A 23,057-nucleotide genomic window follows, 5' to 3' on the forward strand; every position below is an offset into this window, starting at 1 on the left:
CGACTTCGATGACCGCCCGATTGGTCGGGTGGTCGTCCGCCATCAGGACGCGCAGACGCCGCGTCGTCTCAACTTCACTCGACACGCTGGTCCTCAACTGCTGCTCAGGCGCGCGCGCGCCGAACGTCGAGGTCCACCTTAGGTCGTAAGGTGTAAATTTTTCGCCTAACGGCGGCCTGGCTCAATAGACGACGGGAAAACCCGGTCGTCGAACGATGTTCAGCGGGCTTGCCAGTCTCACCGACGCTCGGCAACCTTGGCCTTGAAACGGGGAGGCAAACGATGACGCGTGTTCTTATTCTGGCGGCGGTCCTGACCGGCGCTCTGGGGCTCGTCGCCTGCGAGCCGGCGCCGGAGGCGGAGGCTCCGGCCGCGGCGCCGGCGAAGCCCAGGTCGCTGGCCAGGTCCGCACAGATGTACGCGGGGCAGGAGGCGATCCAGAGCGTTGAAAGCGGCGCCCTGGAGATGGACAACGGGGTGCTGATCCTGAAGGTCAAGGGCTCGGCGCCTACGGCCGGCTACACCGACGCGGCCTTCCTGCCGCGCATCTACGCCGCCGCGCCGAAGGATGGGATCTATGAGGTCGACGTGATCGCCACCAAGCCGGCCGGCGCGGCGGCCCAGGTGGTGACGCCGATCGAGGTCGAGCGGGCCTGGAGCGGCTATCCGAAGGATCGCCTCAAGGGTGTGAAGTTCATGTCCAAGACCAACGAGGTCGTCGCCATGCTGCCGGCGGCTTGACGTGGCAGGGCGGAAAGCGACGACGCTTTCCGCCCCGAACGTGTTAGTTTTCAAAGCACAGGTTTCGCGATTTCGTCCGGACCCGGAAGAAACTAGACTGAGAAAATCGGACGGTTGTTGAATCGTCACACAGTTATCGCAAATAAAGACTCCGGTACTGTAACCCGGGATTAGCAAAGTCAGGCGAAAAGGCCGCTCAATCTGGGTGGCTCAGGCATGACTCTGCTTCTCGATATCGCGCCGTACATCCCCGCCGTGCGTCCCGACGTGACCGGCGCGGAAGTCTATCGCCGGTTCGACACCGAGCCGGACACCATGGCGATCGCGGTGGTCGACGAGGCCCAGCGGCCGGTCGGCATCATCGAGCGCAACGCCTTCCTTGTGCGGATGGCGGCGCAGTACGGCCACGCCCTGTGGTCGAAGCGGCCGGTCAGCCACTGGATGAAGACCGACCCGGTGATCGCCGACGGCGACGTGACGGTCGAGGAGTTCTGCGGGCGGGTGATGCACGAGAGCCCGTCGGAACTGCTGCACGGTTTCATTGTCACCTGCGGCGGCCGCTACGCCGGGGTTGGCTCGATGCTGTCGCTGCTGCAGGCCTCGGCGGCCCAGACGGCGCGCCTTGCCGAAGCGGCCGAGGCGTCGCGGCGCAAGGCCGATGCGGCCCTGGCGGCGCGGGGCCGGTTCCTGGCGGTGATGAGCCACGAGATCCGTACGCCGCTGAACGGCGTCCTCGCCACCGCCGAGATCGTCCGACGCAAGATGCGCGAGCCGGAGCTCGTCCCGCTGCTCGACACCATCGTCGATTCTGGCGACGTGCTGCTGCGGCTGCTCAATGACGCCCTCGATCTTTCGCGGGCCGAGCAGTCGGGGCTGGAGCTGGCGGAGGATCCGCTGCCGATCGCCCGGCTGATGGACGACGTCCGCAGCCTGTGGACCTCGCAGGCCGAACTGCAGCAGTTCGTGCTCGACGTCGAGTTCGAGGGGCCGGCCGACCTCTGGGTGCTCGGCGACCAGGTACGCCTTCGCCAGGTGCTCAATAATCTCGTCGGCAACGCGATGAAGTTCGCGCATCGCCGGGTCAGCGTGCGGATGTGGGCCGACAGCGGCGAGCCCTGCTACCGCATCGTCGGCGAGGTCCGCGACGACGGGCCGGGCGTGCCGGCCGAGCGGCTGGCGGCGATCTTCGAGCCGTTCCAGCAGACCGACGAGGGCATGCGCAAGGGCGGCGCGGGGCTCGGCCTCGCCATCTGCCAGCAGATCATCGAGCGGATGGGCGGGACCATCGGCGCCATGAACCGGCCGGAGGGCGGCGCCTGCTTCCGGTTCGAGGTCCCGCTCTATGCGCTGCCGGCTCCGCCCGCGCCAAAGCCGGCGGAGCCGACGATGGACGAGAGCCGCCCGCTGCATGTGCTGATCGTCGACGACAACGCCACCAACCGCCTGGTCGCCCGCACGCTGCTGGAGATGTTCGGTTGCACCAGCGCGGAGGCCGCCGACGGCGCGGCGGCGGTGGTCGCCGCCAGCCAGGGCGCGTTCGACGCGATCTTGATGGATATCAACATGCCGGGAATGAACGGGATCGAGGCGACGCGGAAGATCCGCTCCCTTCCGGGGCCCAAATCGCGGATCCCGATCCTGGCGCTGACGGCCAACGCCGATCCGGTGGACGCGGCGACCTATCGTGAGTGCGGCATGAACGGCGTGGTCGAAAAGCCGATCAAGCCGGAACGGCTGCTGGCGGCGCTGCAGGGCGTGCTCGCGATCTGCGAGCCGGCCGAGGTGATGGCGGTCGCCTGAAGCTTCCAAATGCCTGGCCGCTGCGCCCTCAAGCGCTGCAATATAACTGTCATGCCTCTGTCGGGTCGCTGTCACTCAGCGGCCCTAGAAGCCCCGCCAGGGCAGGCGGGCGGCGTCTCGGCATGGGCCGAGGCCGGAGATTTCTCGCGTGCGCCGTCGACTGAGCCACGGTGGGAGAATCTCGATGACCGGCGTCAGCAAGCTGAAATACCTTCTTCTCGCCTCGCTGAGCGCGGTGGCCCTGGCCTCCTGCGGCGGCGGCGCCGACAATGTCGCCTCTCCGGGCGAAGGCGCGTTCCCGCCGGGCAACGGCGGCAACAACGGCGGCAACACCAACAACCCGGCTCCCGGCCAACCGGCCACCGACTGCCCGACCGGCTTCGCCAACGTCGGCACCGTGGCCAACGGCACGCTGCGCGCCTGTCAACTGCCGAGCCTGATCACCGGCAATCTGCTGGTTCCGGCCCGCGCCGGCACCGTCTACGCCATCAGCGGCCGGACCGATGTCGGCCAGGACCGCGGCGCCGATCCGAACAACCCGATCGCCGGCGCCCAGCAGGGCATCCTGACCATCGAGCCGGGCGTCCGGATCTACGGCTCGGGCGGCCTCGACTACATCAACGTGCAGCGCGGCTCGCAGATCTTCGCCGAAGGCACCGCGACCAACCCGATCATCTTCACCAGCCGCTCGAACCTCGAAGGCAACTCCGGCGCCGACCTGATCGGCCAGTGGGGCGGCATCGTGATCGCCGGCCGTGCGCCGATCGCCAGCTGCCCGGCCGGCACGACGCCGCCGAACATCAACTGCGTCGCCACCTTCGAAGGCGGCGTGTCCCTCTACGGCGGCAACAGCCCGACCGACAACTCGGGCCGCATCCGCTACGTCCAGGTCCGCTACCCCGGCTTCGAAGTGCAGCCGAACCGCGAACTGAACGGCATCAGCTTCCTGGGCGTCGGCTCGGGCACGACCGTCGACCACGTCCAGGTCCACAATTCCTCGGACGACGGCATGGAGTTCTTCGGCGGCACGGTGCTGCTGAAGCACATCGTCATCACCGGCGCCGACGACGACAGCATCGACACCGATGAAGGCTGGCGGGGCGGCATCCAGTTCCTGATCGTCCGCCAGCGTCCGAACGGCGGCGACCGCGTGTTCGAACAGAGCTCGGTCGGCGTCCAGGCGTCGCTGAACTCGCGGCCGACCATCGCCAACTTCACGGCGATCGGCACCACCCGCACCGGCGCCGGCGACGTTCAGATCCTGAACACCGGCACCGGCGGGCGCTTCGTCAACGGCATCCTGACGTCGACGAACACCGCCGTGGCCTGCGTCGACGTCGACACCGCCTCGACGGTGGCCGCCGCGCCGCGCTGGGACTCCACCGTCCTGGCCTGCTCGGTCAACTTCCGCAACGACACCGACGTGACGGGTCCGGAAGCGGCCGCCCTGTTCAACGCCGGCACGAACAACAACGCCAGCTTCACCAGCACTCTCAACGGCTTCGTCAACGGCGCCAGCGAGAACGCGGTGACGGCGTTCAACGCCTCGACGCTGAACGCCTTCTTCACGGCGACGACCTACATCGGCGCCGTCCGCGACGCGAACGACACCTGGTGGCAGGGCTGGACCTGCGGCCTGGCCAGCGGCTCGACCTGCTGATCCCGCGGGCGCGGGGCCGCATGGCCCCGCGCCTTCCCGCGTCCGGAACTCCCTTGAAAGCGACCCCAATGAACAAGCTCATCCGCCCGCTCAGCGGGCTGCTCCTGTGCACCACGGCCCTGATGGCGCCGGGTCTGGTCCACGCCCAGCAGGCGGACGGGGCCGAGGTCGACGAGATCGTCGTCCGGGGTCGCTACATTCCCGAAGTGATGCGCGAGACGGCGGAAGTCGCCTCGGTGATCACGCCGGAAGATCTCGTCCGCCAGGGCGACGACACCGCCGCCGCCGCCCTGACCCGCCTGTCAGGCCTCAGCGTCGTCTCGGGCCGGTTCGTCTACGTCCGGGGTCTGGGCGAGCGCTATTCGTCGGCCCTGCTGAACGGCTCGCCGCTGCCCAGCCCCGAGCCTCTGCAGCGCGTCGTGCCGCTCGACCTGTTCCCGTCGAACGTGCTGGCCGGCGTCAACGTCCAGAAGACCTACTCGGCCAACTATCCCGGGGAGTTCGGCGGCGGCCTCATCGACCTGCGCACCGTCGACGTGCCGGAAGAGCGCTTCCTGTCGATGGGCTTCAGCGTCGGCATCAACGACGAGACCTCCCTGCGCCGCGGCCTCACCTACTGGGGCGGCGACAACGACTGGACCGGTTTCGACGACGGCACCCGCGAACTGCCGGCGGCGCTGCGGGCGGCGGTCGTCACCGGCAAGCGGGTCGACAGCTCGAACTTCAGCGCGGACGAGCTGACGGTCATCGGCCGTAGCTTCCAGAACGCCAACATCAACCTCCTGCAGTCGACCAACGACGTGCCGGTCAACGGCAGCTTCAACCTGTCCGGCGGCTCGTCCTGGAACTTCGACTGGGGCCGGCTCGGCTTCGTCGCGGTCGGCGGCTACGACAGCGGCTGGCAGACCCGCCGCGCCATCCAGCAGGAAGGCGTCGTCAGCCTCGACGGCCTGGCGGTGCTCGAGGACCTCAAGTCGAACTCGACCCAGAACGACATCGTCATCAACGGCTTGGTCAGCGCCGCTCTGGAGCTCGACAACCACACCTTCAAGTGGACCAACTTCTACGTCCGGAACGTGACGAAGGAGGCCCGGTCGGTCGAGGGCGACAGCCAGCGGGCGTCCAACTACATCCGCGACGACTACACCGCCTGGTACCAGCGCGAGCTGACCAACACGCAGCTGACCGGCCAGCACCGCTTCGGCGACCTGGAGATCGACTGGCGCGGCTCCTACGCCCGCACCGAGCGTGACGCGCCCTACGAGCGTCAGGTCCGCTATCGCCGCGTCGCCGGCGTCTACATGCACAACCCCCAGGCCGACGCGAACTTCATCCGCTTCAGCGAGCTGGAGGACAAGGCGAAGGGTTTCGGCGTCGACGTCCGCTACAAGCTCGACAACCCGCTGATCGCCGACTTCACCCTGTCGGGCGGCTGGGCCTGGTACGACAACACGCGCTATTCGGACCAGCGGGTGTTCCGGTTCTTCATGAACTCGACCCCGTCCGACGCCTTCCAGATGCAGCGTGTCGACTTCCTCTATTCCGACTACAACATCGGGCCGAACGGCCTGGTCCTGCGCGACGTCACCGGCGCCGAGGGCGCGGCCGCCTATGAGGCCGGCCTCGAGACCAACGCCTTCTACGTTCAGGGCGAGGGCGAGATCCTCCCGGCCGTGCGCGCCGCCTTCGGCGTGCGCCGGGAGAGCGGCGACCAGTTCGTCCAGGCGATCGACCTGTTCAACACCGGCGCGACCCTTCCGGGACGCCGGCTCGAGAACGACTATGTGCTGCCGGCCGGGACCATCACCTGGAACTTCGCCGAGAACCAGCAGCTGCGCCTCGGCGCCTCGAAGACCATCGCCCGCCCGCAGTTCCGCGAGCAGGCGCCGCAGCTCTACCTCGACCCGGAATCGGACCGCACCTTCATCGGCAACCCGTACCTGGTGGATAGCGAGCTCGTGAACCTCGACGCCCGCTACGAGCGCTACTTCGACCGCGGCCAGTTCGCGACCCTCGGCGTCTTCTACAAGAGCATCGACAAGCCGATCGAGGCGGTGGTCAACGAGTCCGGCTCGGGTCTGCAACAGAGCTTCCTGAACGCGCCGAAAGCGGTGCTGTGGGGGATCGAGGCCGAGTTCAAGAAGTTCTTCGAACCCGAGATCAACCTGCCCTTCATCGAAGGCGCGCGGTTCCTGGTGGCGGCGAACTACACCTATACCAAGGCCGAGGTGAAAGTCGGCGACGGCGACGTCGTCTATCCGATCACCAACGGCGGCGCGGCGGCTCCGGCGTCGAACTTCGTCATCGACGGCGCCCAGCTGCAGGGTCAGTCGGAGCACCTCGCCAACGTGCAGGTCGGCCTGGAAAGCGCCGACGGCGCGACCCAGGCGACGCTGCTCGCCAACTACGCCAGCGAGCGCATCACCGCCCGCGGCCAGGCGGCGGCGCCGGACTTCGTGCAGGATCCGGGGATCATCCTCGACTTCACCTTCCGCCAGAAGTTCACCGCCTGGGACCGTGACCTGACGTTCGGCATCGAGGCCCGCAACCTGCTCGGCGAGGAGTTCGACGAGCACCAGGCGCGCGGCGGCGACGAGCTGAAGATCAACGCCTATGAGCTCGGCCGCAGCCTTTCGGTCAGCTTCTCGGCGAAGTTCTGAGGGCCGCGCAGCCCCGGGGCCCCCACTGTCACGTTAGCTTCATCTAAGCGTCACGCGAACGTCGGCGTCGTCCGCCAAGACAGCCCCCGTACCGCCCGCCCGGCGGTCACGGGGGTTTTTCGTATTTGAACCTGCACCTCGATAGCCTGCGCGCGGTCCGGCCGCGGACGCTGCTGACCGCGGCGGAGGTCGTGCTGACGGCGGCTCTGGCGGTGCAGGGCGCCCGGCTGGCCTGGGCGGTGGTCACGCCGCAGGGGCCGTTCGGCGAGGCGCCGAGAGTGCAGGCGCCGGCGCGACCTGTGGCCGACCTGTCGATCCTGGCCAGCTTCGATCCGTTCTTCCGGGTGGCGTCGGCGACCTCGGTCTCGCCGGCCCCGAGCCAGGGCGGGATCGTGCTCTACGGAGTACGCGCGGGCGGGGCGCGGCCCGCGGCCATCCTGGCGGCTGGCGGCGGTCCGCAGAAGTCGGTCGGGGTCGGCGAGGAGGTCGAGCCGGGCCTCGTGCTGGCCGAGGTCCGCCCGGACCACGTGATCCTCAGGAGCGGCGCCGCGCGCCGGCGGGTCAGCTTCCCGACGCCCCAGCCGGGGGCGGCCGTCCTGCCCGCCGCGCCCACCCTGGCCACGCCTGCCGCCGAGGCCGGTCCCGGACCTGCCGTCGATCCGCGCCGCCTGCTCGCCCAGTCGACCCTGACGCCGCGAATGAAGGGCGGCCAGCCGGCCGGCTACACCATTTTCCCGCGCGGCGGCTCCGACGCGCTGCGCCAAGCCGGCTTCCAGACCGGCGACGTGCTGCTGTCGGTCGACGGCGTCGCCCTGACGCCGGAGCGGGTCAGCGAGTTGCCGCAATCCCTCGCCGCTTCGTCGGCCGCCGAGATCCGCTTCGAGCGGGGCGGCCAGATCCTCACCACGCGCATCCAGATGGCCCAGCCGTGAAACGACTTCTCGCCCTCATGCTTCTGGCCACGGCCGCGCCGTTCGCTGCGCCGGTCCCGGCCCTCGGGCAAGCCTCCCAGGGGGCTCAGGTCCTCAACCTGCAGGAGGCCGACATCCGGGTGTTCATCCAGGACGTCGCCCGCGCCACCGGCCGGACCTTCATCATCGACCCGCGCGTCCAGGGGAAGGTCAGCGTCGCCAGCCAGGAGCCGCTCAGCCGCGACGAGCTGCTGGACGTGTTGATGTCGACCCTGCGCGCCAACAGCCTGGTGGCCGTGCCGACCGGGGCGGGCGTCTATCGCATCGCGCCTGAGGAGGGCGCCGCGCAGCAGCCGGCGACGCTCGGTGCGTCGTCCGGGCTCGGCTTCGCGACCCAGGTGTTCCGGCTGCGCAACCTCGACGCGGCGTCGGCGGCCGAGACGCTGAAGCCGCTGGTCGGCCGCCAGGGCGCGGTCATCGCCAGCGCCCGCGGCAATATGCTGGTCATCGCCGACTATGCCGACAACCTGCGCCGCATCCGCAGCCTGCTGGCCCAGATCGACGAGGACCGGGCGACGACCCAGACGGTGAGCCTGCGCTCGTCCTCGGCGCGTGAGATCGCCGGCGTGCTGAACGACGTCCTGAAGCCGCCGGGCGCCGATCCGCAGGCGCGCAACGGCGTCGTCTCGATCGTCGTGGTCGAGAGCTCCAACTCGCTGATCCTGCGCGGCGATGCTGAGGCGGTGCGGCCGCTGCTGGCCTTGGCTGCCGACCTCGACAAGCGGGCCGAGAGCGCCGGCGACGTACGGGTGGTGAACCTGCAGCACGCCAACGCCGAACAGCTGGCGCCGGTGCTGCAGCAACTGGTCGGCCAGGCGGTCACCGTTGGCGTGCCGGCGAACCCGGCGGCGACGCCGGTGCGGCCGGGCGCCCGCGCGCCCGCAAGCGCGGTCCAGGCCGAGCCTGCGCCGGTCGCCGCCGGCTCGCCGGGCGGTGCGGCCCGGGCCAACATCGCCCGCTATCCCGGCGCCAACGCCATCGTCATCGCCGCCGATCCCGAGACCCAGCGGATGCTGTCGGAGGTGATCCGCCAGCTCGACGTCCGCCGCCAGCAGGTGCTGGTCGAGGCCATCGTCGTCGAGGTCTCGGACGAGACCGCCAAGCGGCTTGGCGTGCAGTTCGCCCTGGCCGGCATCAACGGCTCCAGCATCCCGTTCGCCGCCACCAACTACTCCAACACCGGACCGAACCTGACCGCGATCCTGGGGGCCGCGGCGGGGGAGAAGAACCTACCGTCGGACTCGCCGCTGCTAGCCCAACTGCGGGCTGCGGCGGCGCAGTCGCTGCTCGGGACCAACGGGCTGATTACCGGCGGCGGCGGCCAGATCGGCGACGACGCCCTGTTCGGTTTCGTGGTCAACGCGGTGAAGAGCGACTCCGGCTCGAACCTGCTGTCGACCCCGTCGGTCATGACGCTCGACAACCAGCCGGCCACCATCTTGGTCGGCCAGGAAGTGCCGGTGACGACGGGCGAGGTGCTGGGCGACAACAACGCCAACCCGTTCCGCACCACGGCGCGCCAGAACATCGGCGTGCAGCTGGAGGTGACGCCGCAGGTCAACAGCGGCGGGGCGATCACCCTGGCGCTGCGGCAGGAGGTCTCCAGCATCTCGGGCGCCCTGACCTCCCAGGTCGGCGACCTGGTGATCAACAAGCGCGAGATTGAGACGACGGTGAACGTCGACGACGGCGAAATCATCGTCCTCGGCGGCCTGCTCGGCCAGGACGAGCGGTCGAGCGTCGAGAAGACCCCGGTGCTGGGCGACATCCCCGGCCTTGGGAACCTGTTCAAGGGGACGGCGCGGAGCCGGACCAAGACCAACCTCGTGGTATTCATCCGTCCACGGATCGTCCGCGACGCCGCCAGCGCCCGCTACGTCACCGCGCCGCGCTACGACCAGATCGTCGCCGAGCAACAGCGGCGCAGCCCGGCCCGCCAAAGCGAGCTGGAGAAGGTGGTCCGCGAATACCTGCAAGCCGAGCCGCCGCGGTACGCGCCGCCCGTTGGGCCTCCGATCGCGAAATGACCCGGCCGCTCGCCTACGCCTTCGCCAAGAAGCACGGTCTGATCCTGCTGGAGGACGGCGAAATCCCGGTCGTGGGGTTGCGCGAGGGCGCCGCTCCGTCGGCGCTGATCGAGGCGCGGCGGGCGCTTCGCGCGCCGCTGCGCGTCGAGCCGCTGAGTCGGGCCGAGTTCGAGCGGCGGTTGTCGGAGACCTATGCCGGCGACGGACTGGGGGCCCCGGCGGACGACCTCGACCTGCCGGCCGGCCTCGACAGCCTGGCCGACGACCTGCCGGCCGCCGCCGACCTGTTGGACGCACAGGACGACGCCCCGATCATCCGGCTGATAAACGGGGTGATCGCCGAGGCGGTGCGGCAGGGGGCGTCGGACGTCCACCTGGAGCCGTTCGAGACGGCCTTGGTCGTGCGTCTGCGGATCGACGGGGTGCTGCGCGAGGTGCTGAGCCTGTCGCACCGCATCGCGCCGCTGCTGGTCAGCCGGGTCAAGGTGATGGCGCGGCTCGACATCGCCGAGAAGCGCATTCCGCAGGACGGCCGCATTTCCCTGACCCTGGGCGGCAGGGCCCTCGACGTGCGCGTCTCGACCCTGCCGGCCCGTGCCGGAGAGCGGGTGGTGATGCGCATCCTGCAACAGGACCAGACGGGCCTTGGCCTTCCGGACCTCGGCATGTCGGCGCGGGCGCTGGAGGTGTTCCGCGGCGCGCTGGCTGAGCCCAACGGCATCGTCCTGGTCACCGGCCCGACCGGGTCGGGCAAGACCACCAGCCTCTACGCGGGTCTGACCTTGCTGAACGACGCCACCCGCAACATCCTCACCATCGAGGACCCGGTCGAATACGCCATCCAGGGCCTCGGCCAGACCCAGGTGAACCCGAAGGTCGGCATGACCTTCGCGGCCGGCCTGCGCGCCATCCTGCGTCAGGACCCGGACGTCGTCATGGTCGGCGAGATCCGCGACGTCGAGACGGCGCAGATTGCGGTGCAGGCCAGCCTGACCGGGCACCTGGTGCTGTCGACCGTGCATACCAACGACGCCCCCGGCGCGATCACCCGCCTGCGCGACATGGGGGTCGAGCCGTTCCTGCTCGCCTCGACCGTGCGGGCGGTGGTCGCCCAGCGGCTGGTTCGGCGGCTGTGCGCCGACTGCCGCAAGCCCGAACCGGCCGACGGGTCGGCGGCGCGGCTGGCCGGCGTGCCGGTCGGCCACACCATCTATCGCGCCGGCGGCTGCCCGGCCTGCGCCCAGACCGGCTACGTCGGTCGGATCGGCCTCTATGAAGCGGTGCGGATCGACGACCGGCTGCGCCGGCTGATCGCCGAGGACGCCGACGAGGGCGCCATCGCCGCGGCCGCCTTCCCGGACGGCGCCGGCACGCTCCAGGCCGAGGCCCGGCGCTATGTCGCCGAGGGGCTGACCACGGTGGAGGAGGCGATCCGCGTCGCCCGCCAAGAGACGACGGCTCATGTCGGCGTTTGAATACACCGCCTTCGACGGCGCGGGACGCACCCGCAAGGGCGTGGTCGTCGCCGCCAGCGAGCGCGCGGCGCGCGACCAGCTGCAGGCGCGGCGGCTGACGCCGATCAAGCTCGCCCCGGCTGCGGGGGAGGCGGCGGGCCCTTCGCTGGTCCGCCGGCTGATGCCGCAGAAGATCGGCGCCCGGCCGCTGGCCCTGATCACTCGCCAGCTCGCCACCCTGATCGCTGTCGCGCCGCTCGAAGAGGCGCTGCGCACGATCGCCATGCAAGCCGAGCAGCCGCACGTGCGCCGCCTGCTGACCGCCACCCATGCGGCCGTGCTGGAGGGCTACCGGCTGTCCGACGCCATGGGCCGGCAGGGCGAGGCGTTTCCCCGGCTCTACCGGGCGATGGTGGCGGCCGGCGAGAGTTCCGGCGCCTTGCCGGAGATCCTCGAGCGGCTGGCCGACCTGCTGGAACGCGACGAGGCGGCGCGCAGCAAGCTGCTGGTCGCCCTGGTCTATCCGGCCGCCCTGGCGACGACGGCGCTTGCGGTGATCGCCGCCCTGATCACCTTCGTCGTGCCCCGCGTCGTCGAGCAGTTCGACAGCATGGGCCAGCGCCTGCCGCTGCTGACGCGGACGGTGATTTTCATCTCCGAGGGCGCGCGCGACTGGGGCTGGCTGGTGCTGATCCTCCTGGCCGCGGCGGCCGGGGTCGCGGCGCAGCTGCTGCGAAGGCCCGACAACCGGCTGCGCTTCGACGCCGGCGTGGTACGCGCGCCGCTGGTGGGCCGGCTGATCCGCGACCTGCACGCCGCCAGGCTGGCCCGTACGCTATCGACGATGATCGCCAGCGGCGTACCGGTGCTGGAGGGCCTGCTGCTGACCGCGCCGACGGTGCACAACCGCGCCCTGCGCGCCGCGGTTGACGAGATGGCCACGACCGTGCGTGAAGGCGGCAGCCTGTCGGGCGCCATGCGCAAGGCCGCCGTGTTCCCGCCGATCCTGCTCTACATGGCGGCCAGCGGCGAGAACGCCGGGCGCCTCGACCTGATGCTGGGCCGCGCCGCCGAGTACCTGGAGCGCGAGTTCAACGCCTTCGTGCAGGTGGCGCTCAGCCTGCTCGAGCCGGCCATCATCGTCGTCATGGGCCTGATCGTCACCGTGATCGTCCTGTCGATCCTGCTCCCCATCCTCCAGATCAACACGCTCGCCTACCGCTGAGGCTCCTCATGACCGAACCCCGCAAGATCCATCGCGCCGAAGCCGGCTTCACCCTGGTCGAGGTGATGGTCGTCATCGTCATCATCGGCCTGCTGGCGACGGTGGTGATGCTGAACGTCCTGCCGAGCCAGGACCGCGCCATGAAGGAAAAGGCGCGCACCGACGTCGCCGTGCTGGAGCAGGCGGTGGAGAGCTATCGTCTCGAGAACCTCGCCTTCCCGACGACGGAGCAGGGGCTGCAGGCCCTGGTTGCCCCGCCGCAGGGCCTGGTGCGGCCCGACCGCTACCGCGAGGGCGGCTATGTCCGCCGCCTGCCGAAGGACCCGTGGGGCGCGGCCTACCAGTACCGCTACCCTGGGGAGAACGGCCGGTTCGACATCTACTCCTTCGGCGCCGACGGCCAGAAGGGCGGGGAAGGCGATGACGCCGACATCGGCAACTGGAGCCTCTGAGGGCGAGCGCGGCTTCACCCTCGTCGAGGTGATGGTCGCCCTGCTGGTGATGGCGCTGCTGACCTCCGCGGTGTTGCTGACGACACCGGAGCCTGGCCCGCGCCTCGGCGAGGAGGCCGAGCGGCTGGCGGCGCGGCTCAGCCATGCCCGCGAGGCGGCGTTGAGCGCCAATCGGACGGTGGAGATGACGCTCGACGCCAAGGGCTACGCCTTCCGCGAACAGCGGCGCGGGGCCTGGGTGGCGCTGGACGACGGGCCGTTCACGGCGCGGGCTTGGCCCCAGGGGCTGGCCGTGGCGGTGCAGGGCGCGGAGGGGCGCAACGCCGTGCGGTTCGATTCCACCGGCGGCGCCGAGCCGGTTGTGGTGCGGCTGAGCGGCCGGCGCGGCGCGGCGAGCGTCACGGTGGATGCGCAGGGCGAGGTGCGGGTCGATGCCGCGCGCTGAAGAGGGCTTCACCCTTCTGGAGATGCTGGTCGCCCTGGCGGTGTTGAGCCTGGGCGCGCTGGCCCTGCTGAACCTCGCCGGCGAGAACACCCGCCAGGCAGGGGCGGTGGAGAGCCGCTTCTTCGCCTCGGTGGTGGCCGAGAACCAGGCGATCGCCGCCGTGACCTCCGGCCTGCCGCCGGCGATCGGCGCGGCGACCGGCGAGGAAAGCGCCGGCCGCCAGGCGTGGCGCTGGACCCGCACCGTCGCGCCGCTGTCGGCTGGGGTGCTGCGGATCGAGGTCCGGGTGTCCCCGGTGACCGGCGGCTCCACCGTCGGCGAGGTCGTCGTCTTCCGGGGGGCGCCATGAAGGGCTTCACCCTCGTCGAGATGATGGTCGCCCTGCTGATCTTCGGGATCGTCTCGGCGGCCGGCGTCGGCATCATGAGCTTCAGCGTCGATAACCAGCAGATCGTTCGTGTACGGAGTCAGAGGCTCGGTGAGCTGCAACGGGCCCGCGCCGCCCTGAAGGCCGACCTCGCCCAAGCGGCGCGGCGGCGGACGCGCGGCGACGACGGGCGGCCCGGCGGCCGCGCCCTGACCGGCGGCGAGCAGGCGGTCGGCGGCCCCCTGCTGCAGCTGGTTCGCCGGGGATGGGACAATCCCGACGCCGCGCCGCGGGCCTCGTTGCAAGCCGTGGAGTACCGGATCGCCGAGGGCCGGCTGGAACGGCGCACGCGGCCAGCGCTGGACGGGGCGGACTATGCGCCGCCGCAGGTGCTGCTGACCGGCGTCACCGAGGCGCGCGTCGCCTTCGAGGTCGGGGGTCAGTGGATCGAGACCTTGCCGAACGGGCCGCACCAGCCGCTGCCGCAGGCCGTGCGCCTGGACCTGACGCTCGACGACTACGGCCCGCTGCGCCAGGTCTTCGTCGTCACCGGGGATCCGGCATGACGCCGCCGCCGGAAGAAAAGGGGGTGGCCCTGCTGACCGTGCTGCTGATGGTGGCGGTGATGTCGGTGATGGCGGCGGGGGTGCTGGAGGAGATCCGGTTCTCGATCCGGCGGACAGCCAATGCGGAGGCGGTCGGCCAGGCGCGATGGTATGCCCTCGGGGCGGAGGCCGTCGCCCGGACGCAGGTCGCCCGGCTGGTGGCGACGGGAACGACGTCAGGCGCCTGGAGCGGCCGGATCGCGCGTTATCCGGTCGAGGGCGGCGAGGTGGCCGCCGGGATCGTCGACGGCGGCGCCTGCTTCAACCTCAACAGCGTCGTTGAGGGCAGCTACGAGGCCTACCGGCGCAGCGACGCGGGCGTGGCGCAATTCCTGTCGCTGACCCGGGTGCTGGGGCTTGGTCAGCGCGACGGCGAAATGCTTGCCGCCGCGCTCGTGGACTGGATCGACACCGATCCGCTGCGCGAAGCCGGCGGCGCGGAAGACGAGGCCTATGGCGGGCCGGAGAGCGGTTACCTGACGTCGGGCGCCCTGTTGGCCGAAGCCAGCGAACTGCGGGCCATCCGCGGCTTCACGCCGGCGGTCTACGCTCGGCTGCGGCCCTTCGTCTGCGCCCTGCCTCAGGCCGGCGTCACGCCGATCAACATCAACACGGTGCCGCCGGAGAAGGCGGCGTTGATCGCCATGCTGGCTGACAGGCCGATGGCCGCCGCCGCCGCCCGCACGCTCATCGCCGCCCGCCCGGCCGGCGGCTGGACGCGCGAGGAATTCCTGGCCCTGCCGGCGGTGACCGAGGCCGCGATCGGCGGCGACAAGCTGACGGACACCTCCCGCTACTTCCGACTGGAGACCGAAGTGACCTATGGCGACGCGGAGGCGATCTCGACCGCCCTGCTGGTGAACGAAGGCGGCCGCATCCGGCTGGCTGCCCGGCGGTGGGGGCCGGAGGAATGAAACGCACGCGACTGGTGTTCGCCCCGGGCCGCCCGCAGGACCCGCCGACCTATCTGCTGCTCGACGAGGCCGGCAACGCCGTCGGTCGTGGCGAACAGCCGGTGCAGTCCGACCCCGCCTTGACGCCGACCCGTGTGCTGCTGGTCGTGCCCGGGGTGGAGGTGGCCGCCCGCTGGCTGCACCTGCCGACCCGCAGCGAGGCCCAGGCGCGGGCGGCCGCCGCTCTGATGCTCGAGGATGACGCGGCCTTCGCCGACGAGCCGCTGCATCTGGCGGTGGGGCCGCTGGAGGCGGACGGGCATCGCTTGGTCGCCGCGGTCGCCGAGAGCCGGCTGCGGAGCTGGTTGGACCTGGCCCGCACCTACGGCCTGGACCCCGATGCGGTGGTCGCCGACCACCTGCTGCTTCCGCAACCGCTGGACGAGCGCCCGGTGGCGATCCAGCTCGGCGAGACGCTGGCGGTGCGCGGTGAGCGCCTCGCTTTCGCCGCCGAGCCGGACATGGTCGAGCTGCTGGCCGGCGGCGAGGTCGAGGTTCTCGACGGCGAAACGGCGGTCCGCCAGCTTGCCGAAGGCGCGGAGGGGCTGCCGCTCGATCTGCGCCAGGGGCCGTTTGCCCCGGCCGACGGTGCGACGCCTCCTCCGCGCCAGATGATCCGCGCCGCGATCCTCGCCGGTCTCCTGCTGCTCAGCCCTGCGATCCTGGACGGGGTCCAGGCCGTGCGCCTGAACCTGGCGGCGGGTCGGCTGGAGGCTGAGACGACCGCCCGCGCGGCGGCGATCCTGCCGAAGGGGACGGCGCTCAACGAGCCGGCCGTTCAGGTCGAGGCGGCCGTCGCCCGCGCCGAGCTGGCGTCCGGCGGCGGTCCGGCCGGCCTGGCGGCGCGGCTGTTCACCGCCCTGTCCGGCATCGACGGGGCCCAGATCGACAGCCTGATCGTCTCCGAGGACGGCGCCCTTCGGGCGACCCTGAGCCACGGCAACTACTCCGACGTCGAGCTGCTGCGCGACGCCCTGGCCAGGTCGGGAATCACCTCCCGCGAAGAAGCCTCGCGCGAGGAGGGTGGCCGGATCGTCTCCGACGTCATCCTGGGGGTGCGGCCATGAGGGCCTGGTTCGAAAGTAAGACGCCGCGCGAGAAGGTGTTGCTGGCCGTGATGGCTGCCGCCTTGCTGGCATTTGCGCTGTGGTTCGGCCTGTTCCGGCCGCTGGCGCAAGCGCGCGCGGGCGCCGAGCGGCGCTTCGAGCTGGCGGCGCGCGAGGCCGCCGCGGTCCAGGCGGCGTCGGCGCGGCTGAAGAGCCTGCCCCGTCCGGCGCAAGGCCGCGCCGCCGACCCCGCGCGGGCGGTGAGTGAGACGGCGGCCGCCGAAGGGCTGAACCTGTCGCGCGTCGAGCCGGACCCGGCCGGCGGCGTGCAGGTGGCGGTGAACGCCGTCGCGCCCATGCGCCTGTTCCCCTGGCTGGCGAGCCTGCAGGCCGATCACGGCGTGACGCCGCGCCACCTGACGGTGATCAAGGACGAGCAGGGGACGCTGTCGGTGGACGCCACCTTCGGCGGCGGCGACTGATGGCGCGGTCCTTCGATGTGCCAATGGCGGCGGTCTTCGGCCTTGTCCTGTTGGTCGCGGCGGTCATGCTGACGCCGCTGCGAATGGTGCTCGGCTGGGTCGACGCCGACCGGGCCGGGCTTTCCGCCGGCCAGGTGGAGGGCTCGATGTGGCGCGGCCAGCTGAAGCGCGCGAGCTTTCGTGGCCTGCCGCTCGGCGACGCCGAGGCGCGGTTGGCGCCCCTGGCCGGCGGGATTCGGCTGAAGAGCGCCGGGACGCTGCGCGGCGAGGGCGTGGTGCGGGCCGCGGGCGCCGGCGTCGCGGTCCGCGCCGTGACCGCGCGGGCGCCGCTCTCCGCCCTCGCGTCCGCGCTGCCGCTGCAGGGCGAGGCGACCCTCAGCGACGTGCGGGCGGCGTTCAAGGATGGCCGCTGCGTCGAGGCCGGCGGCGAGGTCCGGCTGGAGGCCCTGCGCCTCGGTCCGATGGCGCTGCCGGGGCTGACGTTGGCCGGACGGCCGGCTTGCCGCGACGGCGTGTGGAGCGTGCCTCTGAGCGGCCAGTCCAGCGGCGTGGCGGTGGATGCCCGGCTCGGCGTCCGTGCCGACGGCGGCTATCGCCTGGAGATCCGGCTGCGCGCCTCCGACCCGCCGGTCGCGGCGGCGGCGGGAGCGGCGGGGTTCGCGCGCGGCCTGGACGGCTATTCGCGCGCGTTCGAAGGCCGGCTGGGCGGCTAGCCGCCGATCGGCCCGTAGAGCCAGACCAACCAGATCGCCGGGGCCAGGGCGGCGCCGAAGGGCAGGGGCTGGTCCGGGCGGATGGGCCGGCGCAGGGCCTTTAGCGCGACCACGGCCGCCAGGCCCAGGAGACTGGCGACGATCAGGATGCTCGGCAGGCCGATCCAGCCGACCCACGCGCCGCCGCTGGCCAGCAACCAGGCGTCGCCGCCGCCCAGGCCGTCGCGGCCGCGCAGCTTGCGGTAGGCGATGGCGAGACCGGCGAGGACCGCGAATGCGATCGCTGCGCCGAGGCCGCGGGCGATTATCGCCTCGCGTCCGAGAACCGCGGCGGCCAGCAGGCCCGAGGCGATCAGCGGGGCGGTGGCGATCCGCGGCAGCCAGAAGTGCTCGAGGTCGAGGACGGCGAGCAGCAGCAGCTGCCAGCCGAGGAGGGCGCCGAGCACGCCGATCGCGCCCGGCCTCGCCAGTATGGCCCAGGCGGCGAGCCCCGCGGCGGCCGCGGCGAGCAGGATCACGCGGCGCAGCGTCGGGCGCTCGGCCCTCTGCGGCAGTCGCACGGATAGCGCGGCGATCAGGCCGCCCACCGGCGCGCCCAGGGCCATGGCGGCGGCCCCCAGCCAACCCTCCGGCATGTCAGACCCCGATCGCGTCCCAGACTTCGTTGGGCGAAACCTGGAACAGAAGGCTGATGGAGCGCAACGACGCGCCTTCCCGGTGGAGCTTTCGGGCGTATTCGACCTGATACTTCGACAGGGGCTTGCGGCTGCCGGCGTTGGCGCGGGAGGCGGCGCCCGGCGGGATGCGGGTCGGCCGGCGGCTTTCATGGTCGGCGAGCAGGCCGAGCACGCGTCGGACATTGTCCGCAGGCGGAAGGGTTTCCGGCTCGTCGTCGCCGGCGACGATGCGCAGGGTGACGCCGAGCTCGAGGAAGGTGCGGATCAACTGGGCCAGCTCGCCCGTCGTGCGCTGGAAACAGTCGAGGCTGTCGACCAGAACCTCGTCTCCGGACTTCATTCCGGCAAACAGCCGTGCCAGCCGGCGCTGCGCGTTCGGCGTCGGCACGGCCTCCTGGACGATGAGGTCGCAGCCGCAGGCCTCGAGGCGGCGACGCTGGTCCGTAGGCGACGGCAGGTCGGCAAGTTCTCGAATGACGCCGTAACGCAAAGCCAGCCGCCAACCCCAAACCTGACGGCCGCCGGTTCGGCCGTTTCCCCGGCGGCAATATCCCGGCGGGGTGCGACAGGCCGGTGAAGGTTCGATGAGGATTCAGCGACGTGCACGGTTCAGTATACCGACGTTATTTTATGTCGCTCAGTTGTCATAAAATCGTTGCGCAGGGGTCCGTTTGGCGTACGCTTTTCTCCACGGGCGGCTCTAGACCGTCGAATTCATTGGAGGAATCTCAGATGCGCATGATGTTCTGCATCGGGGCCCTGGCGGCGGTCGTGGCCAGCCCCGTGCTGGCGAACGAGCCCGCGCGCGCCCGAGCGGCCAACGATGCGGCTCGTCCGGCCGTTGCGGTCAGCGGCAAGCCGACGGCCAAGTCGGTCTACGTCTGCGACAGTTCGGCCATCACGCGCCGCAGCTTCGCTCGCGAGTTCGGCGCCGCCGAGTTCGTCTCGGCCGTCGAGGCCAAGGCCGCCGACTGGAGCGGCGCCCGCTGCATCACCGCCGCCGAAGCCAGCCGGCTGAAGCGTCTGGCCAGCCGGTAATCGGCTTACGCTCCCGGGAAACCGGAGAGGCGACAGAAAAAGCCCGCCGGCATGCCGGCGGGCTTCGTCGTTTCGGCGAACCGGTTAAGGCCTAGAAGGTCATCCGGGCGACGAGCTGGAAGACCGGACCGGCTTCTTCACGTTCGAGCTCGTACTCGTCGAAGTCGCGGCTGATCTGGTCGTCGATCGTGTTGAACTTGTTGAAGGTCTCGCGCTTCTTGCCGTTCAGAAGGTTGGAGCCGGTGAGGCGCACGACGAACTTCTCCCCCAGACGCTTCTCGACGAACACCTCGAGGTCGGCGCCGTAGGTCGTGGTCACCTCCTCACCGATCATGCGGCCGTAGGCGCCGCCCTGCTTGCGGTAGGTGGCGCCAAAGGCGGCGCCCCACTGCGGCAGGTCCTGGATGAAGCCGGCGTTCAGCACGTACTTGGCCTGGTCGTTGAACCGGCGACCCGAGAAGGCGTCGGTGATGTCGCTGTCCAGCCAGGAGTAGTTGAGGAAGACGCCGGTGTTTTCGAAGCCGATGAAGTCCAGCGGCGTCGAGAGGTCGAACTCGACGCCATAGACCTTGCCGTCGCCGACGTTCTGGGCGGTCAGGACGAAGGAGGTCAGTTCCTCGGAGGCGATCTCCGCGGCCTGGGCCGGGGTCGCACCGTCGTCGATGGCCTCTTCGTAGGCGTCCTCGTAGTTGCCTTCCGCCTCATCCGAGACGTCGCCGGTGTTCACCAGTTCCTGCAGGTCCGAAACCTTGCGGTAGAAGGCGTTGACGCCGAACACGCCGCGACGGCCGATCCGGTGCTCAAACCCGACGTCGATCCCCCAGGCGGTTTCCGGCTTCAGGTTCGGGTTGCCGAGGAAATCGTTGTCGCCGAACTCGCCTTCCAGCAGGGCCGGGGAGAGGTAGTTGAAGTTCGGGCGGCGCACGGTGCGGGCCACCGAGACGCTGACCCGGTCGGCTTCCGTCAGGGCGTAGCGGAGGTGCGCCGACGGCAGCAGGATGCGGTAGTCGTTTTCGGAGATGCGCTGGTCGGCGTCGTCCGCGGTTTCGTCGGTGATCTTGACGTCGGTGGTCTCGTAGCGAAGCCCGGCTTCCCACTTCAGGGCGCCGGCGTCGCCGGACAGCATGACGAACGGGTCGATGCGGGTCTCTTCGATCTTGTTCAAGCCGCCGGCGATGGCCTCGTAGTCCGAGTAGTCGCCGGGCAGGGCCGGGCGGGGCGCCGGGGCGTCGTCGATTTCGACCTCAGCCTCGCTTTCGAAGATCTTCGTCTCGCGATCCTTGCCGATGTACTGGACCCCGAAAGTCAGGGCCGGCCCCGCGCCGAGGGCGATCTTGTGCTGGAAGGAGGCCGAAAGCTCGGCGTCCTTGATGTTCGACTGCGTGCGCTTGCTCTCGAAGACGTCGTCCTCGGGATAGGCCAGGTCGTCGTCGTCGTAGGTGGTTTCGTCTTCGAACTCGAACTGGTCGTCGTCGATGGCCGCGTAGCCGAGCTTCAGCGTGCTCTCGCCGCCGAAGGCCGCGCCCTTCCAGCGGCCGCTGAAGGCGTAGTTGTCGGTCAGGATGTCGAGGTCGTTGACGTTGAGCGTCTGGATCGCCGACGGCTGCTCGACGCCGCCCGCGTACTCGGTCGAACGCTCGGCCTGCAGGCGATCGGTGCGCACGAAGAGGCCGCTGAGGTCCAGCTGGCCGCCGACCACGTCGACGGTGTAGTCGGCGTTGACCGAGTAGTCCGTGCCGTCGCGGACGTCGGTCTGGATCTCGGTGTTGTCGAGCTCGCCGCCCGGCTCGTCATAGCGGGCGCTGAACTTTTCCTTGGGGTTGCGGCGGCCCTGGACCGAGGCGCCGACCAGCAGGCGGCCCGGGCCGACCTCGCCGCCCCAGACGCCGCCGAAGGTGCCCTTGTACTTGCCGTCGTTGAGGCGGATGGCGCCGGCGCGCAGGTAGCCGCCGTTGATGGTCAGGGCGTCGCGCAGGACGATGTTCAGAGCGCCGGCGACCGCGTCGCCCGAGCGGTTGGCGGAGGCCGAGCGGACGACCTCGATACGCTCGATCAGCTCGGCGGGGATGCGGTCGACGAAGAACGAGCGATCGACGCCGGCGCCCGGGGCGCGTTCGCCGTTGATCAGGATCTGGGTGTAGCCCGGGTCGAGGCCGCGCAGGCGCGCGCCGTCCGATTCCAGGACGTCGGAGAGGAAGGATACCGAGGGCACGCGCTTCATGGCGTCGCCGGCGGTCAGCGGCTCGAAGCGCTGGAAGTACTCGAGGTCGTAGGACAGGACCGGCGCGGCTTCTTCCGTGCGGTTGCGGAACACGATCTCGCCAGTGACGACCAGCTCTTCGACCGACACCGCGGCGGCGGCGAGGTCCTGGGCGCCGGCCTGGGTCGCCAGGACGAGCGGCGCGAGGGCGGTGAGCGCGAAGAGCGCAGACTTCTTCATTCCTAGATCCCCTACTTCTCGATCTCGGCAACGTTGACGCCGAGGCTGGACTATGAAAGTCCAGCGCGGACTTAGTTTTGACCGGGGATAGTGGCCAGTGATGTTTTCTTGGCGGAAGTATTACAGTTTTGCGTCAATCGTCGTTATTTCATTTGTTCTGACATCGTGCGCCGCTTTCGACCCGGAAGCTGTGTCGGATTCTCCGAAGATGATCGTCGGGGTCGGCACGCCTGTTCCCGCAGCGCTCGAGACCGAGGCGGTGGTCACACGCAATGCCGACGCCGCCGACGACCCGGAAATCTGGGTCGATCCGCGCGACCCGAACCGGGTGGTGATCTTCGGGACCGACAAGCAGGCGGGCCTCTACAGCTACGGTCTGGACGGCAGGATTACCGGCTTCATCCCTGACGGGCGGCTGAACAATGTCGATCTGCGTGACGGTTTCCCGACCCCGCAAGGTCCGCGCGTGCTGGTCGCCGCCAGCGATCGCGGCCGGATGGGCGCGGCGCTCTACCTGATGGATCCGGCGACGCTCGAAACCCGGCCCTGGGGCGTCGCGCCTCTGGACCTCGCCGAGCCCTACGGCCTGTGCGTCGGCCGGATGGGCGAGAAGTTCATCGTCATCGTCAACGGCACGGACGGTCAGGTGCGGCAGATCGAGGTCAAGGCCGGCCCCGACGGCGCCATCGCCGCCACCGAGCAGCGCCGCTTCGCCGTGCCCAGCCAGCCGGAGGGTTGCGTCGTCGACGACGTTCGCGGCCTGCTCTACCTCGGCGAGGAGGCCAAGGGCATCTGGCGCTTCCCGCTCGATCCCGCCGCCGGCTCTGCCGGGACCCTGATCGCGACCGCGCCGTCGGAACAGCTGCAGCCCGACGTCGAGGGGCTAACCCTCGTGTGCGAGCCGTTGGCGACGTACCTCGTCGCCTCGAGTCAGGGCGACAGCGCCTATGCGGTCTGGCGGGTCGACGGCGAGCCAACCTATCTCGGCCGGTTCTCGATCATGGGCGCCAACGGCGCCGACCCGGTCACCGGCACCGACGGCATCGCCGGCTACGGCGGCCAGGCCGGGCGGTTCACCGGCGGTCTGTTCGTCGCCCAGGACGACAGCGACACCGAAGGCGAACAGCCGGCCGCCGGCCGAGCCCGCCAGAACTTCAAGTTGGTCGACTGGCGCGAGGTGAAGGCGGCGCTGCGCATTCCCTGAAGATAAAGCCCCGCCGCGTCGGCCCGTCGCAGGGGCCGGCGCGGCGACGTTCGGTATTTGAAACCCATGCTGATCGTGCAACCTGAGCACGAGTAAG

Annotated in this window: 21 protein-coding genes; 18 read left to right on the forward strand and 3 right to left on the reverse strand. The window is 70.4% G+C overall.

The features are described from left to right. Positions 1 to 282 precede the first annotated feature (282 nt). The 16 genes from ACILRF_RS04040 (at position 283) to gspN (ending at position 17,601) form a co-directional block, all read left to right on the forward strand. A complete protein-coding gene (locus tag ACILRF_RS04040; protein WP_395670985.1) occupies positions 283 to 741 on the forward strand; it encodes a hypothetical protein in 459 nt (152 codons plus the stop codon). A gap of 216 nt (positions 742 to 957) precedes the next feature. Further along, a complete protein-coding gene (locus ACILRF_RS04045) occupies positions 958 to 2,541 on the forward strand; it encodes a response regulator (protein ID WP_395670986.1) in 1,584 nt (527 codons plus the stop codon). Between the two features lie 184 nt (positions 2,542 to 2,725). Next, entirely contained in the window at positions 2,726 to 4,201 is a 1,476-nt protein-coding gene (locus tag ACILRF_RS04050) for a hypothetical protein (RefSeq protein WP_395670987.1), read from the forward strand. Between the two features lie 68 nt (positions 4,202 to 4,269). Further along, on the forward strand, positions 4,270 to 6,861 hold the full coding sequence (locus tag ACILRF_RS04055) for a TonB-dependent receptor plug domain-containing protein (RefSeq protein ID WP_395670988.1): 2,592 nt from the start codon (positions 4,270 to 4,272) through the stop codon (positions 6,859 to 6,861). A gap of 125 nt (positions 6,862 to 6,986) precedes the next feature. Then, positions 6,987 to 7,793 carry a type II secretion system protein N gene (locus tag ACILRF_RS04060; protein WP_395670989.1) on the forward strand — a complete coding sequence of 269 codons (807 nt, stop codon included), beginning with the start codon at positions 6,987 to 6,989 and terminating at the stop codon, positions 7,791 to 7,793. Further along, positions 7,790 to 9,859 carry a type II secretion system secretin GspD gene (gspD, locus tag ACILRF_RS04065; protein ID WP_395670990.1) on the forward strand — a complete coding sequence of 690 codons (2,070 nt, stop codon included), beginning with the start codon at positions 7,790 to 7,792 and terminating at the stop codon, positions 9,857 to 9,859. The genes ACILRF_RS04060 and gspD overlap by 4 nt, the downstream gene beginning before the upstream one ends. Beyond that, entirely contained in the window at positions 9,856 to 11,334 is a 1,479-nt protein-coding gene (gspE, locus tag ACILRF_RS04070; protein ID WP_395670991.1) for a type II secretion system ATPase GspE, read from the forward strand. The genes gspD and gspE overlap by 4 nt, the downstream gene beginning before the upstream one ends. Next, on the forward strand, positions 11,321 to 12,538 hold the full coding sequence (gene gspF, locus ACILRF_RS04075) for a type II secretion system inner membrane protein GspF (protein ID WP_395670992.1): 1,218 nt from the start codon (positions 11,321 to 11,323) through the stop codon (positions 12,536 to 12,538). Before gspE ends, gspF begins: the two co-directional genes overlap by 14 nt. An 8-nt stretch (positions 12,539 to 12,546) precedes the next feature. Beyond that, on the forward strand, positions 12,547 to 12,990 hold the full coding sequence (gene gspG, locus ACILRF_RS04080; RefSeq protein WP_395670993.1) for a type II secretion system major pseudopilin GspG: 444 nt from the start codon (positions 12,547 to 12,549) through the stop codon (positions 12,988 to 12,990). Further along, positions 12,959 to 13,435, forward strand: coding sequence for a GspH/FimT family pseudopilin (locus ACILRF_RS04085; RefSeq protein WP_395670994.1), 477 nt, complete (start codon positions 12,959 to 12,961; stop codon positions 13,433 to 13,435). The genes gspG and ACILRF_RS04085 overlap by 32 nt, the downstream gene beginning before the upstream one ends. Continuing rightward, on the forward strand, positions 13,422 to 13,784 hold the full coding sequence (gene gspI / locus ACILRF_RS04090) for a type II secretion system minor pseudopilin GspI (protein WP_395670995.1): 363 nt from the start codon (positions 13,422 to 13,424) through the stop codon (positions 13,782 to 13,784). Before ACILRF_RS04085 ends, gspI begins: the two co-directional genes overlap by 14 nt. Continuing rightward, entirely contained in the window at positions 13,781 to 14,368 is a 588-nt protein-coding gene (gene gspJ, locus ACILRF_RS04095; RefSeq protein ID WP_395670996.1) for a type II secretion system minor pseudopilin GspJ, read from the forward strand. The genes gspI and gspJ overlap by 4 nt, the downstream gene beginning before the upstream one ends. After that, positions 14,365 to 15,321 carry a type II secretion system minor pseudopilin GspK gene (gene gspK, locus ACILRF_RS04100; RefSeq protein WP_395670997.1) on the forward strand — a complete coding sequence of 319 codons (957 nt, stop codon included), beginning with the start codon at positions 14,365 to 14,367 and terminating at the stop codon, positions 15,319 to 15,321. Before gspJ ends, gspK begins: the two co-directional genes overlap by 4 nt. Then, the gene (gene gspL / locus ACILRF_RS04105; protein ID WP_395670998.1) at positions 15,318 to 16,427 is read left to right on the forward strand and encodes a type II secretion system protein GspL; all 1,110 of its coding nucleotides are present in this window, start codon (positions 15,318 to 15,320) and stop codon (positions 16,425 to 16,427) included. The genes gspK and gspL overlap by 4 nt, the downstream gene beginning before the upstream one ends. Further along, positions 16,424 to 16,888, forward strand: coding sequence for a type II secretion system protein GspM (gene gspM / locus ACILRF_RS04110; RefSeq protein WP_395670999.1), 465 nt, complete (start codon positions 16,424 to 16,426; stop codon positions 16,886 to 16,888). Before gspL ends, gspM begins: the two co-directional genes overlap by 4 nt. Next, positions 16,888 to 17,601 (forward strand): type II secretion system protein N, encoded by a 714-nt coding sequence (gene gspN / locus ACILRF_RS04115; RefSeq protein WP_395671000.1) that lies wholly within the window; start codon positions 16,888 to 16,890, stop codon positions 17,599 to 17,601. Before gspM ends, gspN begins: the two co-directional genes overlap by 1 nt. On the opposite strand, the gene ACILRF_RS04120 is transcribed toward gspN, so the two are convergent. Further along, positions 17,598 to 18,236, reverse strand: a complete 639-nt coding sequence (locus ACILRF_RS04120) for a prepilin peptidase (RefSeq protein ID WP_395671001.1) — start codon at positions 18,234 to 18,236, stop codon at positions 17,598 to 17,600. The two genes, gspN and ACILRF_RS04120, sit on opposite strands and share 4 nt — an antisense overlap. A gap of 1 nt (position 18,237) precedes the next feature. Continuing rightward, complete coding sequence (locus tag ACILRF_RS04125) at positions 18,238 to 18,768, reverse strand: recombinase family protein (protein ID WP_395671002.1); 531 nt, start codon at positions 18,766 to 18,768, stop codon at positions 18,238 to 18,240. A gap of 242 nt (positions 18,769 to 19,010) precedes the next feature. Between ACILRF_RS04125 and ACILRF_RS04130 the strand changes: the two genes are divergently transcribed. Further along, positions 19,011 to 19,316 carry a hypothetical protein gene (locus ACILRF_RS04130; protein ID WP_395671003.1) on the forward strand — a complete coding sequence of 102 codons (306 nt, stop codon included), beginning with the start codon at positions 19,011 to 19,013 and terminating at the stop codon, positions 19,314 to 19,316. 91 nt (positions 19,317 to 19,407) lie between these two features. On the opposite strand, the gene ACILRF_RS04135 is transcribed toward ACILRF_RS04130, so the two are convergent. Continuing rightward, entirely contained in the window at positions 19,408 to 21,756 is a 2,349-nt protein-coding gene (locus tag ACILRF_RS04135) for a TonB-dependent receptor plug domain-containing protein (RefSeq protein ID WP_395671004.1), read from the reverse strand. 208 nt (positions 21,757 to 21,964) lie between these two features. Between ACILRF_RS04135 and ACILRF_RS04140 the strand changes: the two genes are divergently transcribed. Then, positions 21,965 to 22,960: a phytase gene (locus tag ACILRF_RS04140; protein ID WP_395671005.1), complete on the forward strand. Its 996-nt coding sequence runs from the start codon at positions 21,965 to 21,967 to the stop codon at positions 22,958 to 22,960. Positions 22,961 to 23,057 lie beyond the last annotated feature (97 nt).

Source organism: Phenylobacterium sp. (assembly GCF_044236515.1).
GTDB lineage: Bacteria > Pseudomonadota > Alphaproteobacteria > Caulobacterales > Caulobacteraceae > Phenylobacterium.

What these genes read in the sequence shown, in the direction of transcription:
- ACILRF_RS04040 (WP_395670985.1), top strand. Translation starts at nt 283, where the DNA reads ATGACGCGTGTTCTTATTCTGGCGGCGGTCCTGACCGGCGCTCTGGGG.
- ACILRF_RS04045 (WP_395670986.1), top strand. Translation starts at nt 958, where the DNA reads ATGACTCTGCTTCTCGATATCGCGCCGTACATCCCCGCCGTGCGTCCC.
- ACILRF_RS04050 (WP_395670987.1), top strand. Translation starts at nt 2,726, where the DNA reads ATGACCGGCGTCAGCAAGCTGAAATACCTTCTTCTCGCCTCGCTGAGC.
- ACILRF_RS04055 (WP_395670988.1), top strand. Translation starts at nt 4,270, where the DNA reads ATGAACAAGCTCATCCGCCCGCTCAGCGGGCTGCTCCTGTGCACCACG.
- gspE (WP_395670991.1), top strand. Translation starts at nt 9,856, where the DNA reads ATGACCCGGCCGCTCGCCTACGCCTTCGCCAAGAAGCACGGTCTGATC.
- gspF (WP_395670992.1), top strand. Translation starts at nt 11,321, where the DNA reads ATGTCGGCGTTTGAATACACCGCCTTCGACGGCGCGGGACGCACCCGC.
- gspG (WP_395670993.1), top strand. Translation starts at nt 12,547, where the DNA reads ATGACCGAACCCCGCAAGATCCATCGCGCCGAAGCCGGCTTCACCCTG.
- ACILRF_RS04085 (WP_395670994.1), top strand. Translation starts at nt 12,959, where the DNA reads ATGACGCCGACATCGGCAACTGGAGCCTCTGAGGGCGAGCGCGGCTTC.
- gspI (WP_395670995.1), top strand. Translation starts at nt 13,422, where the DNA reads ATGCCGCGCGCTGAAGAGGGCTTCACCCTTCTGGAGATGCTGGTCGCC.
- gspJ (WP_395670996.1), top strand. Translation starts at nt 13,781, where the DNA reads ATGAAGGGCTTCACCCTCGTCGAGATGATGGTCGCCCTGCTGATCTTC.
- gspK (WP_395670997.1), top strand. Translation starts at nt 14,365, where the DNA reads ATGACGCCGCCGCCGGAAGAAAAGGGGGTGGCCCTGCTGACCGTGCTG.
- gspL (WP_395670998.1), top strand. Translation starts at nt 15,318, where the DNA reads ATGAAACGCACGCGACTGGTGTTCGCCCCGGGCCGCCCGCAGGACCCG.
- gspM (WP_395670999.1), top strand. Translation starts at nt 16,424, where the DNA reads ATGAGGGCCTGGTTCGAAAGTAAGACGCCGCGCGAGAAGGTGTTGCTG.
- gspN (WP_395671000.1), top strand. Translation starts at nt 16,888, where the DNA reads ATGGCGCGGTCCTTCGATGTGCCAATGGCGGCGGTCTTCGGCCTTGTC.
- ACILRF_RS04120 (WP_395671001.1), bottom strand. Translation starts at nt 18,236, where the DNA reads ATGCCGGAGGGTTGGCTGGGGGCCGCCGCCATGGCCCTGGGCGCGCCG.
- ACILRF_RS04130 (WP_395671003.1), top strand. Translation starts at nt 19,011, where the DNA reads ATGCGCATGATGTTCTGCATCGGGGCCCTGGCGGCGGTCGTGGCCAGC.
- ACILRF_RS04135 (WP_395671004.1), bottom strand. Translation starts at nt 21,756, where the DNA reads ATGAAGAAGTCTGCGCTCTTCGCGCTCACCGCCCTCGCGCCGCTCGTC.
- ACILRF_RS04140 (WP_395671005.1), top strand. Translation starts at nt 21,965, where the DNA reads ATGATCGTCGGGGTCGGCACGCCTGTTCCCGCAGCGCTCGAGACCGAG.